This is a genomic window from Neisseria sp. HMSC056A03, assembly GCF_001815685.1.
Classification (GTDB): Bacteria; Pseudomonadota; Gammaproteobacteria; order Burkholderiales; family Neisseriaceae; genus Neisseria; species Neisseria subflava.
The window spans coordinates 1-15,641 of the sequence record NZ_KV821595.1; the positions used below are offsets into that span (position 1 = coordinate 1).

At 48.0% G+C, this 15,641-nt stretch carries 14 protein-coding genes and 1 tRNA gene; 8 read left to right on the plus strand and 7 right to left on the minus strand.

The genetic code is table 11. The features are described from left to right. Window positions 1-326: 326 nt before the first annotated feature. The 5 genes from ilvC to HMPREF3052_RS02415 all read right to left on the minus strand — a co-directional run bounded on the left by ilvC (window position 327) and on the right by HMPREF3052_RS02415 (window position 4,465). Window positions 327-1,340 (minus strand): ketol-acid reductoisomerase, encoded by a 1,014-nt coding sequence (ilvC, locus tag HMPREF3052_RS02395; RefSeq protein ID WP_004521030.1) that lies wholly within the window; start codon window positions 1,338-1,340, stop codon window positions 327-329. A 61-nt stretch (window positions 1,341-1,401) separates the two neighbouring features. Continuing rightward, window positions 1,402-1,695, minus strand: coding sequence for a putative quinol monooxygenase (locus HMPREF3052_RS02400; protein WP_070583491.1), 294 nt, complete (start codon window positions 1,693-1,695; stop codon window positions 1,402-1,404). A 66-nt stretch (window positions 1,696-1,761) separates the two neighbouring features. Beyond that, a complete protein-coding gene (ilvN, locus tag HMPREF3052_RS02405) occupies window positions 1,762-2,253 on the minus strand; it encodes an acetolactate synthase small subunit (RefSeq protein ID WP_003685820.1) in 492 nt (163 codons plus the stop codon). Window positions 2,254-2,263: 10 nt separating this feature from the next. Beyond that, window positions 2,264-3,991, minus strand: a complete 1,728-nt coding sequence (ilvB, locus tag HMPREF3052_RS02410) for a biosynthetic-type acetolactate synthase large subunit (RefSeq protein WP_003680037.1) — start codon at window positions 3,989-3,991, stop codon at window positions 2,264-2,266. 389 nt (window positions 3,992-4,380) lie between these two features. Next, window positions 4,381-4,465, minus strand: a tRNA-Leu gene (locus tag HMPREF3052_RS02415). Between the two features lie 283 nt (window positions 4,466-4,748). On the opposite strand from HMPREF3052_RS02415, the gene HMPREF3052_RS02420 reads away from it, so the two are divergent. From HMPREF3052_RS02420 to hisD, 4 genes are all read left to right on the plus strand, one after another. Then, window positions 4,749-5,411 carry an SCO family protein gene (locus HMPREF3052_RS02420; protein ID WP_070748279.1) on the plus strand — a complete coding sequence of 221 codons (663 nt, stop codon included), beginning with the start codon at window positions 4,749-4,751 and terminating at the stop codon, window positions 5,409-5,411. 82 nt (window positions 5,412-5,493) lie between these two features. Next, on the plus strand, window positions 5,494-6,147 hold the full coding sequence (gene hisG / locus HMPREF3052_RS02425; RefSeq protein ID WP_036473098.1) for an ATP phosphoribosyltransferase: 654 nt from the start codon (window positions 5,494-5,496) through the stop codon (window positions 6,145-6,147). 48 nt (window positions 6,148-6,195) lie between these two features. Next, window positions 6,196-6,921: an oxygen-insensitive NADPH nitroreductase gene (gene nfsA, locus HMPREF3052_RS02430; protein ID WP_070748281.1), complete on the plus strand. Its 726-nt coding sequence runs from the start codon at window positions 6,196-6,198 to the stop codon at window positions 6,919-6,921. Between the two features lie 71 nt (window positions 6,922-6,992). After that, window positions 6,993-8,285 (plus strand): histidinol dehydrogenase, encoded by a 1,293-nt coding sequence (hisD, locus tag HMPREF3052_RS02435; RefSeq protein ID WP_070748283.1) that lies wholly within the window; start codon window positions 6,993-6,995, stop codon window positions 8,283-8,285. A 108-nt stretch (window positions 8,286-8,393) separates the two neighbouring features. On the opposite strand, the gene HMPREF3052_RS02440 is transcribed toward hisD, so the two are convergent. Beyond that, a complete protein-coding gene (locus HMPREF3052_RS02440) occupies window positions 8,394-9,275 on the minus strand; it encodes a prephenate dehydrogenase (protein ID WP_049329579.1) in 882 nt (293 codons plus the stop codon). A 294-nt stretch (window positions 9,276-9,569) separates the two neighbouring features. Between HMPREF3052_RS02440 and HMPREF3052_RS02445 the strand changes: the two genes are divergently transcribed. The 4 genes from HMPREF3052_RS02445 (at window position 9,570) to HMPREF3052_RS02460 (ending at window position 14,562) form a co-directional block, all read left to right on the plus strand. Further along, window positions 9,570-10,064: a MarR family transcriptional regulator gene (locus HMPREF3052_RS02445; protein WP_004521040.1), complete on the plus strand. Its 495-nt coding sequence runs from the start codon at window positions 9,570-9,572 to the stop codon at window positions 10,062-10,064. 49 nt (window positions 10,065-10,113) lie between these two features. Then, window positions 10,114-11,520 carry an efflux transporter outer membrane subunit gene (locus HMPREF3052_RS02450; protein ID WP_070748285.1) on the plus strand — a complete coding sequence of 469 codons (1,407 nt, stop codon included), beginning with the start codon at window positions 10,114-10,116 and terminating at the stop codon, window positions 11,518-11,520. Between the two features lie 223 nt (window positions 11,521-11,743). Then, complete coding sequence (locus HMPREF3052_RS02455; RefSeq protein ID WP_070748287.1) at window positions 11,744-12,934, plus strand: HlyD/EmrA/EmrK family protein; 1,191 nt, start codon at window positions 11,744-11,746, stop codon at window positions 12,932-12,934. 101 nt (window positions 12,935-13,035) lie between these two features. After that, entirely contained in the window at window positions 13,036-14,562 is a 1,527-nt protein-coding gene (locus tag HMPREF3052_RS02460) for a DHA2 family efflux MFS transporter permease subunit (protein ID WP_070748289.1), read from the plus strand. Between the two features lie 42 nt (window positions 14,563-14,604). Here HMPREF3052_RS02460 and thrB read toward each other — a convergent pair whose 3' ends face one another. Next, window positions 14,605-15,522 (minus strand): homoserine kinase, encoded by a 918-nt coding sequence (gene thrB / locus HMPREF3052_RS02465; protein ID WP_070748291.1) that lies wholly within the window; start codon window positions 15,520-15,522, stop codon window positions 14,605-14,607. Window positions 15,523-15,641 lie beyond the last annotated feature (119 nt).

The window sequence follows — 15,641 nt, forward strand, 5'->3', positions numbered from 1 at the left end:
CAACCTGTGGTGTAAACAACGCAACGTTTTTCTACAGGTTATGGCTTAAGAAAACAAATTTTCCTCTTGTTTTAGGCGTATTTTGTTGGGAAACGTTGTTTTTTGCAGACAGAGTAGGTATGGAAAATAGTCGTTTATTTCGTAATATGTTTTTTTAAAAGGAAATTTTAGGAGAATCATAAAAGACGGCATTGAGGTTGGAGTTTAAATGTCGTTTATATTGTCTTCAGACGGCCTTGTTGAGTGAGATTTATAGTGTATTGGGTTTTAAAATTATAAAAACCTGCCTGAGTAATCAGGCAGGTTTCATTTGTTTGAAAGACAGATTAGTTTTTGTCTTGGTCAACCAGTTTGTTTTTAGCGATCCAAGGCATCATAGAACGCAGTTGTGCGCCAACTTTTTCGATTTGGTGGTCGGCAGTCAGGCGGCGGCGGGCAGTCATGCTGGCGTAGTTGACGGCACCTTCTTGGATGAACATTTTGGCGTATTCGCCGGTTTGGATGCGTTTCAAGGCGTTGCGCATGGCCTCGCGCGATTTGTCGTTGATAACTTCCACGCCGGTAACGTATTCGCCGTACTCCGCGTTGTTGGAAATGGAGTAGTTCATGTTGGCGATGCCGCCTTCGTAAATCAGGTCAACGATGAGCTTCATTTCGTGCAGACACTCGAAATAGGCCATTTCGGGCGCGTAGCCTGCTTCGGTCAGGGTTTCAAAGCCGGTTTTAATCAACTCGACCACACCGCCGCACAATACGGCTTGTTCGCCGAAGAGGTCGGTTTCGGTTTCTTCGCGGAAGTTGGTTTCAATCACGCCGCCTTTGGTGCCGCCGTTGGCTGCTGCGTAAGACAGGGCGATGTCGCGGGCTTTGCCGCTTTTATCTTGGTAAACGGCGATCAGGGAAGGTACGCCGCCGCCTTTCAGGAATTCGCTGCGTACGGTGTGGCCTGGGCCTTTAGGGGCAACCATGATAACGTCGAGGTCGGCGCGAGGTACGATTTGGTTGTAGTGTACGTTGAAGCCGTGAGCGAACGCCAATACTGCGCCTTCTTTCAAGTTAGGCTCGATTTCGTTTTTGTATACGATAGGTTGGTTTTCGTCAGGCAACAGAATCATAACAACGTCGGCTGCTTTGGTTGCTTCAGCAACGGTACGCACGTCGTGGCCGGCTGCTTCGGCTTTTTTCCAAGAGCCGCCTTGGCGCAGACCGATGACGACATTTACGCCGGAATCTTTCAGGTTTGCTGCGTGTGCGTGACCTTGTGAACCGTAACCGATGATGGCAACGGTTTTGCCTTTGATCAGAGAAAGGTCAGCGTCTTTATCGTAATAAACTTGCATTTTATTTCCTTAGTGTAAGAGGGTTCCGGATAATCCGGGTTGAGTTAAAAGTAATAGGGGCTTAAGCGGGGACTTGGTTCATCAAGACGATTTCCAATGCTTCGGTTTTTCCTTCGATGGATTTGACGAAGTTTTGGAAATGTTCGCTGGCATTGTGTTCGTCAATAGCTGCTTGGGATTTCCAGCTTTCTACGAATACGAAACGGTTGGGTTTGCCGATTTCTTGGTGCAGGTCGTAGCTGATGTTGCCTTCTTCTGCACGGCTGGCTTTGACCAATTCTTTAAACTGAGCAGCCAGAGCCTCGGTGTATTCGGGTTTGACGGTAACTAATGCAACGATTTGGATGCTTGACATGTTTGTCTCCTGCTGTTTTTCAGACGGCCTTTGTTGAAAGTAAAAGGCCGTCTGAACGATACAGCGTTAAATTTTCAAAATACGCTCGCCACGACCGATACCGGCTGCGCCTGTGCGTACGGTTTCCAAAATTTGAGCACGACCGACTGTTTCGAGGAAAGAGTCGAGTTTTTCGGTAGAACCTGTGATTTCGATGGTGTAGCTGCGGTCTGTTACGTCAATGACGCTGCCACGGTAGATTTCGGTCAATCGCAGGAATTCGTCACGGTCTTTACCTACGGCGCGGACTTTTACCAACATCAGCTCGCGTTCGACAAAACGGCTTTCGTTCAAATCGACCACTTTGATAACTTCAATCAGTTTGTTGAGCTGTTTGGTAATTTGCTCGATAACGTGTTCGTCGCCATGGGTAACGATGGTCATGCGAGACAAGGTTTTGTCTTCGGTTGGTGCAACAGCCAAGGAGTCGATATTGTAATCGCGTGCGGAGAACAAACCTACCACACGGCTCATCGCACCTGATTCGTTTTCCATCAGAATAGATAAGATATGTCGCATTTTTCTCTCCTTACGCTGACAATGTTTCGCGCATATGCGGCGGCAGAACCATCTCGTCCAAGCCTTTGCCGTTGCCGACCATAGGCAGTACGTTTTGTTTCTTGTCGGTCAAGAAATCGAGGAATACCAGACGGTCTTTTTGGTTTAATGCTTCCAGCAACGCGCCTTCGACATCGGATTTCTTGTCCACACGGATACCGATATGGCCGTAGGCTTCAGCCAGTTTGACAAAATCAGGCAATGAATCGAAATAGGTTTCTGATTCACGGTTGCCGTAATAAAGTTCTTGCCATTGGCGGACCATGCCGAGGTAGCCGTTGTTCAGGGTAACGACGTTAACCGGAACGCGGTATTGGAAGCAGGTTGACAGCTCTTGGATGTTCATCTGAATCGAGCCTTCGCCGGTGATACAGAATACATCTTGATCAGGAGCAGCCAGTTTCGCACCGATGGCATATGGCAAGCCGACGCCCATTGTGCCTAAACCGCCGGAATTGAGCCATTGGCGAGGACGCTCGAATGGGTAATATTGAGCGGTAAACATTTGGTGTTGACCGACGTCGGAGGTGATGATGGCAGAATTATTGGTGATTTCGGCTAGTTTTTGAATGACGTATTGCGGTTTGATGATTTCGCTTTCATTATCAAACCACAGGCAGTTGCGCGAACGCCATTCTTCAATGCTTTTCCACCATTTATCCAATGAGTCGGCTGCAGGTGCAGATTCTTGCTTGCCCCACAATTGAATCATTTCAGACAATACGTTTTTTACGTCGCCGACAATCGGGATATCCACTTTGACGCGTTTGGCAATGCTGGACGGGTCAACGTCAATATGAATAATTTTTTTGGCTTTTTCAAAGAATTTGGAAGGTACGGAAATCACGCGGTCATCGAAGCGCGCACCGATTGCCAGTACAACGTCTGCATTCTGCATGGCAAGGTTGGCTTCGTAAGTGCCGTGCATGCCCAGCATGCCCAAGAATTGGCGGTCGCTGGAAGGGTATGCACCCAAGCCCATCAATGTACCGGTACAAGGAGCGCCGATCATGCGGACAAATTTGGTCATTTCCTCAGAGGCATTGCCCAAAACCACACCGCCGCCAAAGTAAACAATAGGGCGTTTGGCGGAAGCCAGCATTTGTACGGCTTTTTTGATTTGACCGATGTGGCCTTGTACAACCGGTTGGTAAGAGCGGATGAAGATGTCTTCTTGCGGATAGCTGAATTTAGCCATCGCTTGGGTGACATCTTTAGGAACATCAACAACAACGGGACCCGGACGGCCGCTTGCGGCGATTTGGAAAGCTTTTTTGATGGTGTCTGCCAACTCAGCGATATTGGTTACCAAGAAATTGTGTTTGACACAAGGGCGGGTAATGCCGACTGTATCCACTTCTTGGAATGCGTCTGTCCCGATAAGGGAGTTGCCCACCTGGCCGCTGATGACTACCAACGGAATGGAGTCGCTGTAAGCAGTGGCGATACCGGTCAGCGCATTGGTCACGCCTGGGCCGGAAGTCACCAAGGCAACGCCGACTTTGCCGCTGACACGGGCATAAGCATCTGCCGCATGTACGGCCGCCTGCTCGTGGCGAACCAGGATATGCTTGAATTTATTGAGTTGGAAAAGGGCATCGTAGATTTCGATAACCGCGCCGCCCGGATAGCCGAATACATACTCGACACCTTCGGCTTTGAGACTTTGCACGATGATTTGTGCGCCAGATAATTGCATATTGACCTCTTTTATATGGTTTCAAACCAATAGGAACAATCCGCCTCACCACAGCACCTGTAATGCAATTCCACCAAGCAGCGATTTAGGGTACGCGCACTGAGGGAATACGATGACAGTCAGACTATCCAAGCAATTGGGAAGAAACACAGAGTTTGTGAAAAAGAGTAGAAACGATAACGCAATCCGACTGTACAAGCAAGACAAAATCTTTCATCTTTTAACGTTTAAGGAGTAAAAATAGATTATCTTTTGATTTTAAAGAAATAAAAAAACAGTTTTATTGAGTTTGATGTGGGTGGATTGTTGACAGTTTGAGTAAGGAGAAGGTTTTTGCAAATGATAAATAGCAAAAAACCTCTTGACTGAATCAAGAGGTTTTTTTAATTTGGTGCCCAGGGTCGGACTCGAACCGACACACCTTGCGGCGGGGGATTTTGAGTCCCCTGCGTCTACCAATTTCGCCACCTGGGCTAGCGAAGAAGTCGTCATTATAGCGAGTTCTCAAATCTTGTAAAGCAGTAATTGAAAAAAAATTGGATTATTTTTATATTTGTTTGATTTTTAATAAATTAAACTTTTTGTGTTTGATGGTTATCTAAATGGAAGGCAGATTTTAAAACAAAAAAAGCAGTATTTACCTGCAAAAAGGGCTATATTTAATGTGTCAAACGCGTTAATATGAAGATGTTTTGTTTTTATATCGGCCGGGCAGTTATTTGGCCGCACTTATTTGAAACGGTTTTGGAGAAAATTTATGCTTTCCGTTACACGAACTTTCCTACTCAGTGCTTTTGCGTTGGCTGCTCTAGCTGCTTGTCAGCCTAAAGAGGAGGCCAAAGAGGCTTCTTCGACACCTGCCGCTTCTGCTGCGCCTGCTGCTTCCGGTGAGTCTGCGCCCAAAGTGCAAGCTCGCGGTACCGATATGCGCAAAGAAGACATTGGCGGCGATTTCACATTGACCGATGGCGACGGCAAACCTTTCAGCCTGAGCGATTTGAAAGGCAAAGTGGTCATCCTGTCTTTCGGTTATACCCACTGTCCTGACGTATGCCCAACCGAGTTGCTGACTTACAGCGACACGTTGAAACAATTGGGCGATCAGGCTAAAGACGTGAAAGTAGTATTTGTCAGCATCGACCCCGAGCGCGATACGCCTGAAGTAATCGGCAAATACGTCAAACAGTTCAACCCTGACTTTATCGGTCTGACGGCTACCGGCGATCAAAGCCTGCCTGTCATCAAACAGCAATACCGTGTGGTATCGGCTAAAGTCAACCAAAAAGAAGACAGCGAAAACTATTTGGTCGACCACTCTTCAGGTGCATATTTGATTGATAAAAACGGTGAAGTGGCGATTTTCTCGCCTTATGGCAGCGAGCCGGAAACGATTGCGGCTGATGTGAAAACTTTATTGTAAAAACGTAGTTGAGGCCGTCTGAAATGGGTTGTGGATTTCAGACGGCCTTCTTGTTTTTGATACGGCAAAGGAGAATAAAAAAATGACCGACACACTTTTAACGATTGCTTTATCCAAGGGGCGAATTTTTGAGGAAACCCTGCCGCTGTTGGCCGCCGCCGGTATTGTGCCTGCAGAAGAGCCGGAAAAATCGCGCAAGCTGATTATTGGTACGAATCATGACAATATCCGTTTGGTGATTGTGCGCGCGACCGATGTGCCGACTTATGTGCAATATGGTGCGGCGGATTTCGGTATTGCCGGTAAGGATGTGTTGATCGAGCATGGCGGAGATGGCCTGTATCAACCTTTGGATTTGCACATCGCCTCATGCCGCATGATGGTTGCAGTTAAAAAAGGTTTTGATTACGCCGCCGCTTCCAAACCCGGCAGCCGCTTGCGGATTGCCACCAAATATCCCGACATCGCCGCCGAACACTTTGCCGACAAGGGTGTGCATGTGGACATCATCAAACTGTACGGTTCGATGGAGCTTGCGCCTTTGGTCGGGCTGAGCGACGCGATTGTCGATTTGGTTTCCAGCGGCAATACATTGAAGGCCAATGGTTTGGAAGCTGTAGAACATGTGGCTGATATTTCCAGCCGCTTGGTGGTCAACAAAGCGGCCTTGAAAACCAAATATGCGCTGTTGAATCCGATTATTCAGGCATTTGAAAATGCCGCTAAGGCCGTCTGAAAAGTTTTTGGCAAAACCTGTCTGCCAACCCAGTTTGAAAGCCCCGTCATGATGCAAAGCAAACCGACACTCGATACGATTCTTTCCCATCGTTCCATCCGCAGGTTTACTTCCGAACCGATTGCCGATGAAATTCTCGATACGCTGGTTCGCGCCGGACAGCAGGCTTCGACTTCCAACAATCTGCAATGCGTTTCCATCATCCGCGTATCCGACCTTGCGCTGAGGCAGGGGATACATGAAGCGGCAGGAAGCGCCCCTTATATTGTCCATTGTGCGGAATTTTTATTGTTTTGCATCGATTTTTCCAAACACAAGGCGATGTTTCCCGATGCGCAAATTGATTGGGCGGAAGTAACCCTGATTGGCGCGGTCGATGCAGGCATTATGGCGCAAAACGTATTGCTTGCCGCCGAATCGCTTGGGTTGGGTGGCGTGTATATCGGCGCGTTGCGCAATAATGCGCAAAAAGTGTCGGATGTGTTGAACCTGCCGGATTATTGCGTGCCTTTGGTGGGATTGTGTCTCGGTTATCCCGACCAAGACCCGCCGCTCAAACCGCGCCTACCTAAGGAAATGGTCTATGCCGAAAACGCTTGTCCGAGCCTGAATGCCGAGGCGGTTGAAGCCTATAATCAGGCAGTAGCGGATTATTATGAGTTACGCAAGGGTAGTCCGATACCTTGGAAGGAATCGCTGGCCAAAACCTTGGGTAATCCTGTGCGGCCGCATATGTTGGCGTTTTTGCAGAAAAAAGGTTTTTTGAAAAGATAATGTTCAGACGGCATGTGTGTGGCTGAGGCCGTCTGAAAACAATAGGAACGAAAAAAGGAAGAGAGCAAACCATGAAGAAACTCGACACCCAATCCCCTGATTTTCAAGCCGAACTCAAAGCGTTACTCGCTTTTGAAACCGCGCAAAACCCTGAAATCGACCGTATTGTTGCCGACATCTGTGCCGATGTTCAAAAACGCGGCGATGCGGCGCTGATTGAATACACCAACCGCTTTGACGGTACCTCCGCTCAAACTATCGACGATTTAATCCTGACGCAAGACGATTTGCAGTCTGCGTTTGAGCGTTTGCCCGAAAACATTCAGACGGCCTTGAAAACGGCCGCGCGACGTGTGGAAAGCTACCATAAACACCAAAAAATGGAGTCGTGGACTTACGAAGATGAAGACGGCACGCTTTTGGGTCAACAGATTACGCCGCTTGATCGTGTCGGTATTTATGTTCCGGGCGGTAAAGCCGCTTATCCGAGTTCCGTCATCATGAACGCCATGCCTGCCCACGTTGCCGGCGTGAAAGAAATCATCATGGTCGTTCCCACTCCGAAAGGCGAGCGCAACGATATCGTGTTGGCAGCTGCTTTTGTGGCCGGTGTAACCAAAGTGTTTACGGTCGGCGGCGCGCAGGCGGTTGCGGCTTTGGCTTATGGTACGGAATCTGTGCTTCAAGTCGATAAGATTACCGGCCCGGGCAATGCTTTTGTCGCTGCGGCAAAACGACGCGTGTTCGGCGTGGTCGGTATTGATATGGTGGCAGGGCCGTCTGAAATTTTGGTGATTGCTGATGGTACGACGCCTGCCGATTGGGTGGCCATGGATTTGTTCAGTCAGGCGGAACACGATGAAATTGCACAAGCGATTTTGATTGGTACTTCTCAAACGTATTTGGACGAAGTTCAGACGGCCATGAACCGCTTGATTGAAACCATGCCGCGCCGTGCGATTATTGAAGCTTCATTGGGCAACCGAGGCGCAATGATTTTAGCTAAAGATTTGGACGAAGCCTGCGAAATCGCCAACTATATTTCTCCCGAACACTTAGAACTGTCGGTCGAAAATCCGCAAGAGTGGGCGAAAAAAATCCGCCACGCCGGTGCGATTTTCATGGGACGCTATACCAGTGAAAGCCTTGGCGACTATTGTGCAGGCCCCAACCACGTTTTGCCGACCAGCCGCACGGCGCGTTTCTCTTCTCCTTTGGGAACATATGACTTCCAAAAACGCTCCAGTCTGATTCAGGTTTCAGAACAAGGGGCGCAGAAGTTGGGCAAAACCGCCAGCGTGTTGGCGCATGGCGAAAGCTTGACCGCGCACGCCAGAGCGGCTGAGTTCCGTTTGAAAGACTGAGTGAAACGTTGAAGTCGTAAGAAATCAAAAAAGGGCATCTAAACAGATGCCCTTTTTATTGTGATGAAGAGTTTAGCTGAGAAGGTATCAGGCCGTCTGAAAACAGGTTTAACGGTTTTTCAGCCAGTCATTACGCATTTGTGCGGCTTCTTCAAAATAGCGGTAAAGCTCGGTTTTGTTGCCGTCTGAAAGGAGCTGTTCCAATTTGGATAATTGTTCTTTTAAATCGCTGGTCAGTTTGAGCAGAGCAGGGCTGTTGGCCATGCAGATGTCGGTCCAAACGGCAGGATGACTGGAGGCGATGCGGGTAAAGTCGCGAAAGCCAGTGGCGGCATAGGGGAGGTAGTCTTTGCCATGCGGATGGTCAACCAAAGCATGAACATAGGCAAAGGCGGCCAAGTGCGGCAAGTGGGAAACGGCGGCAAAAATATTGTCGTGTTCTTCGGCGCTCATGGTGGAAATTTGCGAACCAACTGCCTGCCACAGGCTTTTCAGCCGTCTCAGGCCGTCTGAAGCCTCTTGGCCGTGTAGCGTAATGATAAGGCGGCTGTTTTGAAACAAACCGCAACGCGCGGATTTTGCTCCGCTTTGATCCGATCCAGCTATCGGGTGGGCAGCAAAACATTGCGGCAGGCGGTCGGATAAGTGGGTGCGGAAGGCATTGAGTGCCGATTGTTTGGTGCTGCCGACATCGGAAACGCAGGCAGTGTCTTTTAAGAAGGGCTTGATGTCGCGGCATACGTCAGGCAGGACGGAGACAGGCGTGGCAATCAAAACCAAATCGGCATTGCTAATGCTTTCGGCGCAAATATTCGGATAGGCATGGTCAATGATGCCGCATTCGAGTGCGTAATTGAGGTTGTCGGCATTGGTATCGATGCCGGTAACGGTTTGCACCAGTCCCAAGCGTTTGAGGTCGAGCATGAACGATCCGCCGATTAAACCGACGCCGATAAGGGTGATATGGGGAAAAAAGGCGGAAGTGTTCATGGTTTGAATCCGGTACAAGTGGAAAAGCTTATTTTAATCCGTTATGGAGGCCGTCTGAAAGTTGTCATCAAGGTTTCAGACGACCTTTTTATGGTCGAATTTTCATGATTTAGGCATAGAAAACCCCGTTTAGTAGGAGCATGTAACCGATTATCAGATTTTCATACACTAAAATAATCATCTGAATCAATATAACGTCTTAAAGTAAGTGATTGGTATCTTAAAGTAAATTATTACATCATATTTTATTTTGATTGATATCGAATAAAATAATTCACTCAGAAAGAAGGATTTATGAGTTTTTCACAAACCGAATTAGTCAACGCAATGCGTTTGCTTTCTACCCGTCTGCCGCAGTTTCCAGAGCAGCAAAACCAAGTATCCCGCATGTTGCGCATTGTAACCGAACGTTTGAGCAGCCATTTGAACGAAAACCTGAAAGCGTTCGGCATCAATGAAAACCTGTGGTTTTCCCTGATGGCGGTTTACGTCAGCCCAAACAGCGAAATCCTGCCTTCGCGCTTGAGCGACCTGATGGACTTGACGCGCACCAGTGCGACACGCCTGTCGGACGACATGGTTGAACGAGGCTGGGTAGAGCGTTATATCAATCAAAAAGACCGCCGTCAGATTGTGCTAAAATTGACCCCTTCGGGTGAGACCTTCATCCACGAAGTATGGCCGCAAATTGCCCGTCAGAGCGGCCAGGCGTGGGAAGATTTCACGAAAGAGGATTATGACACGCTGCAACACCTATTAGGTAAACTGTTGAACCGTTTGGGCAATTGACAACAGACGGCCTGATGGTCTGCGGCAGGCACACATAAACGGAGTCTGTATGAAATTAGGTTTGGTCAAATCAAGCGTATGCGTTGCCGCTGTTTCGCTGTTGGCGGCATGTGCGCCATTCGGTAAACAGTCGCCTTTGGATGAGACAACAGCCTATCCGCTGCCGCAAGGCCAATCTGCCGCTACTGCCCAAGACGGCTGGTGGATGAAGCTGAAAGATAAAAAATTAAACAATTTGATTGCTTCCGCCATTCAGACGTCTACCAATCTGCGTGTCGTCAAGGCAAGGTTTGAGCAGGCTCAGGCGCAGCTGGGAGTTGTAGGAGCCGCAAACAAACCGCAAGTCGGCTTGGGTGTAACCGGTATTGGTACCTATGTTTCACCCAAACCTCAGGCGGGTATGGTCGATACCGACCATACATTGGTTTTGGCGCACGCAGCTTTACAAGGCAGTTTGATTTTCGACTTTTGGGGTAAAAACCGAGAGCAGATTCAAGCTGTTTTAGGAAAAAGCAGGGCTGCGGTGTATGAAGCTCATCACATCCGCACCGAGTTGGCTCACGCCGTTGCCGCCCAATATTTTGCGTGGCAGATGGCGACAGAACATCTGGCTTTGCTGGATACGCGCATAGAGCTGGCGGATAAAGCATTGAAACTGATGCAACAACGCGTTAAAGCGCAGCTGGCTCCAGCCGATGCCTTGCACGCTCTGGAAATGGCGCAACAACAATTGCAGCTTGAAAAATCGGCATGGACTCAGAAAAATGAGAAAATCCGCAACAGTCTGGCTGTATTGACCGGCCGTATACCGGGTGCATTGAATGGACAGGTTCCGGAAAAAATGGCGGCTGTGCCGTCATTGCCGGTTAGCCGAATTGAAGCGGATTTGCTGGCGGCACGCCCCGATATCGCGGCGCAAAAAGCTTTGCTTGAAGAGAAATGGCATATCGTTAAATCGACCGAAGCAGAGTTTTACCCAAATATCGAGTTGAAAGTTTTGGCAGGTATGACGCACATTGATGCGTTCAATCTGATTCGCGGACGAACTTCCGGTATGTTGGGCATCGTTCCGGCTTTGAATCTGCCATTATTTACTTCCGGGGCGCTGCAATCAAAATTGGCGGGCAAACGTGCCCAATATAACGAGCAGGTTGCCGTGTATGACCAAACCGTTTTGAACGCCATGCGTTCGGCGGCAGATGCCGTAGTCGACTATCAAAGCCTGAAGAGCCGACAAGATACTTGGAATAAGATGGTCAATATCGCGGATAAATCTGTACAAAATGCGAAAGGACGTGTTCGTGCAGGTTTGGATAACGGCTTGACCGCTTTGCAAAAACAAGACGAAGCTGCGCGTACAAAAATGTCGGCGGTTCAATACCATGCAGAATATCTGACAGCTTGGAGTGACCTCAATGCCCAGTTGGGCGGAGGCTTTCAATTAAATAAGAAATAAATGTTTTATCAAAACGTAGGCCGTCTGAAAGTAATTTCAGACGGCCTTTTGCTTACCTTATTTACATTTGCTACCGGAAGAAATTATTGTAATGAATAGAGTGTAACTATAGAATATGAATCTTTAGCGCGTTAAACGCGCGTATTGGGGACTGATGGTATAAGTCAGCGCCCAGCAAGACAATAATATCGTTATCACATGTGCAGAATTAAAGTTGGGACTTATGGATACTCAATCAGAAAAAAATAATGTCCAAAAAGAACCGGAAGTAGCCGCTTCCGGCGCTAAAACGCATCGCAAACGCAATTTGGTTATCGTTACGCTTCTATTCCTTATTGCGGCAGCAGGAGTTGCTTTGGCGTATTTCCTGTTTTGGCAGCATGAAGAAGAAACGGAAGATGCTTATGTGGCCGGTCATTTGGTGATGATTACGCCGCAGGTGAACGGCACGGTGCGCAAAGTCATGTATGACGATACGGATGTCGTGAAAAAAGGCGATGTATTGGTGGCTTTGGACGACAGCGATTTTCAGCTGGCATACGATCGCGCGCAAAATGAATTGATTCAGGCCATCCGTCAAAACAAGCAGCAAGCTGCGGTCAATTCAAAAGCCAAAGCGCAAGTGTTGTTGCGCAAAGCCGATTTGGCTCGTGCACAAGCCGATTTGCGCCGCCGTGAATCTTTGGCGGGTACGGAAGCGGTTTCCGGCGAAGAACTCAGCCATGCCCGCGCCGCTGTGGTTCAGGCTCAGGCTGCAGTGAAAGCGGTTGAGGCGGAAGAAGTTTCTGCTCAGGCAGCGTTGGGCAACAATATTCCTCTGCGCCAACAACCGGCAGTTCAGACGGCCATCAGCCACATCAAAGACGCCTGGCTGAATCTGCAACGTACGCAAATCCGTTCGCCGATTAGCGGCCAAATTGCCAAACGCAATGTCCAAGTCGGCCAGCGTATCGTACAAGGTACGCCGATGATGGCCGTTGTGCCTCTGTCTGAATTGTGGGTGGATGCCAACTTTAAAGAATCGCAACTGCGCAAAATGAAAATCGGCCAGCCTGTTGAAATGACAGCCGATTTGTACGGCAGTAAAGTGGTTTACCATGGCAAGGTAATGGGCTTATCGGCCGGTACGGGCAGTGCGTTCTCATTACTGCCGGCGCAAAATGCAACGGGCAACTGGATTAAAGTTGTGCAACGTGTGCCGGTGCGTATCAGTTTGGATGCTAAAGAATTGCAACAAAATCCGCTCCGTGTCGGTTTGTCGATGACTGTTAAAGTCGATATTGCCGAGAAGGGCAGCGGTAAAGCCATGACTGCCGAAGCGGAACGAAATACTGCCTTGCCGGAAACGGAAAGTGTGGATTGGAAAGCCGCCGATGCTTTAGTCGATAAAATCTTCGAACAATACGCAAAATAATCTTTTCAGACGGCCTGAGTCTTTTATTGAAGGCTCAGGCCGTCTGAAATATTGATTCTCTTCAATCGACCGCTTTGGCGGTTGTCTTATAGTTTATAAATATGAATTATCCGCCGTTACAAGGGTTTAAGCTGGTGTTGGCAACTTTGGCGCTCAGCTTGGCCGTATTTATGGAAGTCTTGGACAGCACCATCGCCAACGTCGCCGTGCCTGTTATTGCAGGGGATTTGGGTGCGGCTACCACGCAGGGGACTTGGGTGATTACCTCATTTGCCGTAGCCAATGCCATTTCCGTTCCCTTGACAGGTTTTTTGGCCAAGCGGTTTGGCGAGGTCAAAATCTTTATCGCCGCTGTGATCGGGTTTGTCGTAACGTCATGGCTGTGCGGTATGGCACATAATCTTCAAGCCTTGGTTTTTTTCCGTGTATTGCAAGGCTTTATCGCCGGGCCATTGATTCCTTTGTCCCAAAGCCTGTTGATGGCTTCTTATCCTCCTGAAAAACGAACATTGGCACTGGCATTATGGGCAATGACCGTCGTTGTTGCCCCTGTATTGGGGCCGATTTTGGGCGGTTGGATCTCGGACAACTGGCATTGGGGATGGATTTTCTTTATCAATATCCCGATCGGGATTTTGTCTGCAACTATTGCTTGGAAGCAGCTTAGACACAGGGAAACTGAAATCGTCAGGGCGCCAATCGATTATGTCGGGCTGGTGTTGATGATTGTCGGTATCGGCGCATTGCAAATGATGCTTGATAGAGGCAAGGAATTGGACTGGTTTGCCTCGGGAGAGATTATCGTTTTGGGCGTTACCGCTTTGGTGTTCCTAACATATTTTATTGTTTGGGAGCTGGGCGAGAAATACCCGATTGTCGATTTGTCATTGTTTAAAAATAGAAACTTCACAATAGGCGTCGTTGCTACATCGTTGGGCTTTATGGTCTATATGGGCACATTGACCCTGCTGCCTTTAGTGCTGCAATCAAATCTTGGCTATACCGCTACTTGGGCAGGCCTGGCTGCTGCACCGGTGGGCTTCCTGCCGATTATTCTGTCGCCGATTATCGGTAAGTTCGGCAATCGCGTCGATATGCGCCTGTTTGTCAGCGCCAGCTTCTTGGTGTTTGCTTACACATTCCATTGGCGAACCGATTTCTATGCCGGTATGGATATGAGCAACGTTGTTTGGCCACAGTTTTGGCAGGGTTTAGGCGTAGCCATGTTCTTCCTGCCTTTGACCAGTATCACCTTGTCGCATATGAAAGGCAATCAAATTGCCTCGGCCAGTAGCTTGTCTAACTTCTTGCGTGTCTTTATGGGCGGTGTCGGAGTATCTGTTGTTAGCACCATGTGGGAACGACGCGAAGCTCTGCACCATACTCAACTGACCGAACATGTTAATTTATTGTCCCCAATCAGTAACCAATCTATTCAAAGCATGATGGCCAATGGCCTGAGCAAGGAGCAGGCTTTGGTGGCGATAGATAGCACCATTTCCCAACAAGGCTTTATTATTGGCTCAAATGAAATCTTCTTGGCAGGCAGTATCATATTCATCAGCATGATCCCCATTATTTGGCTGGCAAGACCTCCGTTTAGCGGTTCCGGCGGGGGAGGGCATTAGAGAAAAGGCCGTCTGAATTTCAGACGGTCTTTTCTCTATATATTATTTAAGACTCAAGAGCAGATCCCTAAATGCATTCGGATCTTTAATAAACGTCATTTCTCCTGATTGAGGGAAATGAAAATCGAGCAGGCGAGATACCCAAAAACGAATACATCCGGCTCTTTGTGCAGTAGGGAAATACGCGCGTTCTTCATCAGATAAAGGACGTACGCTTTCGTAGCCATGAATAAAGGCATCATAAAGGACGGGGTCTAATTTGTTATCAGCTGTTCGCGCCCAATCGTTAACCGCAATTGCCAGGTCGTACATGAAATTACCGTTACACGCATAATAGAAATCGATAAAGCCGGAAACTTCATCTCCATTAAGCAATACATTGTCCTTAAATAAATCGGCATGGATAATACCGGAGGGCAAATGCTCTCCTAGATTTTCATCTAAAGCAGCAATTTCAGATTGAAGTAGTGCAGCATCCTCAGAATCTAAAACAGGCAGCAATTGAGTGCAGGCATCGCGCCACCAGTCATCATAACGAGGATTTTTCATTTTTAAAGGAAAGTCTTGACCGGCTAAATGCATTTTGGCCAGCATTGCACCTGTATGAAAACATTGAGCTTCAGTTGGCCAGCCAGTATCTGAACCATTCAAACAAGTAACCAAACAAGCCGGTTTTCCGGCCAAAATAGAATGCAGTCCGCCATCTTTACGAGCAATCGGAGCAGCGCAGGCAACACCATTCAGACTTAAATGCTGGTTGAGTTCTAAAAAGAAAGGCAGTTCCTCTGATTTTAAAACCTCAAAAACAGTCAATACATAACGACCGGTTGAAGTAGTTAAAAAATAATTACTATTAGTAATTCCTTGAGCAATCCCCTGCAAAGAAACAAAATCTCCTAAATCATATTGCAGTAGGAAATCACGCATTTGAGCGTCGGAAACACTGGTATAGACAGACATAGCAAACTCGAGGCTGATATATAAAGAATCAAAGAAACATCATACCAAAAAACAAGAGACAACAATATAAATTCAAGCGAGAGTCAAATTCAAAAGGCCGTCTGAAAGAGCAATTCAGA

What these genes read in the sequence shown, in the direction of transcription:
- ilvC (WP_004521030.1), bottom strand. Translation starts at nt 1,340, where the DNA reads ATGCAAGTTTATTACGATAAAGACGCTGACCTTTCTCTGATCAAAGGC.
- HMPREF3052_RS02400 (WP_070583491.1), bottom strand. Translation starts at nt 1,695, where the DNA reads ATGTCAAGCATCCAAATCGTTGCATTAGTTACCGTCAAACCCGAATAC.
- ilvN (WP_003685820.1), bottom strand. Translation starts at nt 2,253, where the DNA reads ATGCGACATATCTTATCTATTCTGATGGAAAACGAATCAGGTGCGATG.
- ilvB (WP_003680037.1), bottom strand. Translation starts at nt 3,991, where the DNA reads ATGCAATTATCTGGCGCACAAATCATCGTGCAAAGTCTCAAAGCCGAA.
- HMPREF3052_RS02420 (WP_070748279.1), top strand. Translation starts at nt 4,749, where the DNA reads ATGCTTTCCGTTACACGAACTTTCCTACTCAGTGCTTTTGCGTTGGCT.
- hisG (WP_036473098.1), top strand. Translation starts at nt 5,494, where the DNA reads ATGACCGACACACTTTTAACGATTGCTTTATCCAAGGGGCGAATTTTT.
- nfsA (WP_070748281.1), top strand. Translation starts at nt 6,196, where the DNA reads ATGATGCAAAGCAAACCGACACTCGATACGATTCTTTCCCATCGTTCC.
- hisD (WP_070748283.1), top strand. Translation starts at nt 6,993, where the DNA reads ATGAAGAAACTCGACACCCAATCCCCTGATTTTCAAGCCGAACTCAAA.
- HMPREF3052_RS02440 (WP_049329579.1), bottom strand. Translation starts at nt 9,275, where the DNA reads ATGAACACTTCCGCCTTTTTTCCCCATATCACCCTTATCGGCGTCGGT.
- HMPREF3052_RS02445 (WP_004521040.1), top strand. Translation starts at nt 9,570, where the DNA reads ATGAGTTTTTCACAAACCGAATTAGTCAACGCAATGCGTTTGCTTTCT.
- HMPREF3052_RS02450 (WP_070748285.1), top strand. Translation starts at nt 10,114, where the DNA reads ATGAAATTAGGTTTGGTCAAATCAAGCGTATGCGTTGCCGCTGTTTCG.
- HMPREF3052_RS02455 (WP_070748287.1), top strand. Translation starts at nt 11,744, where the DNA reads ATGGATACTCAATCAGAAAAAAATAATGTCCAAAAAGAACCGGAAGTA.
- HMPREF3052_RS02460 (WP_070748289.1), top strand. Translation starts at nt 13,036, where the DNA reads ATGAATTATCCGCCGTTACAAGGGTTTAAGCTGGTGTTGGCAACTTTG.
- thrB (WP_070748291.1), bottom strand. Translation starts at nt 15,522, where the DNA reads ATGTCTGTCTATACCAGTGTTTCCGACGCTCAAATGCGTGATTTCCTA.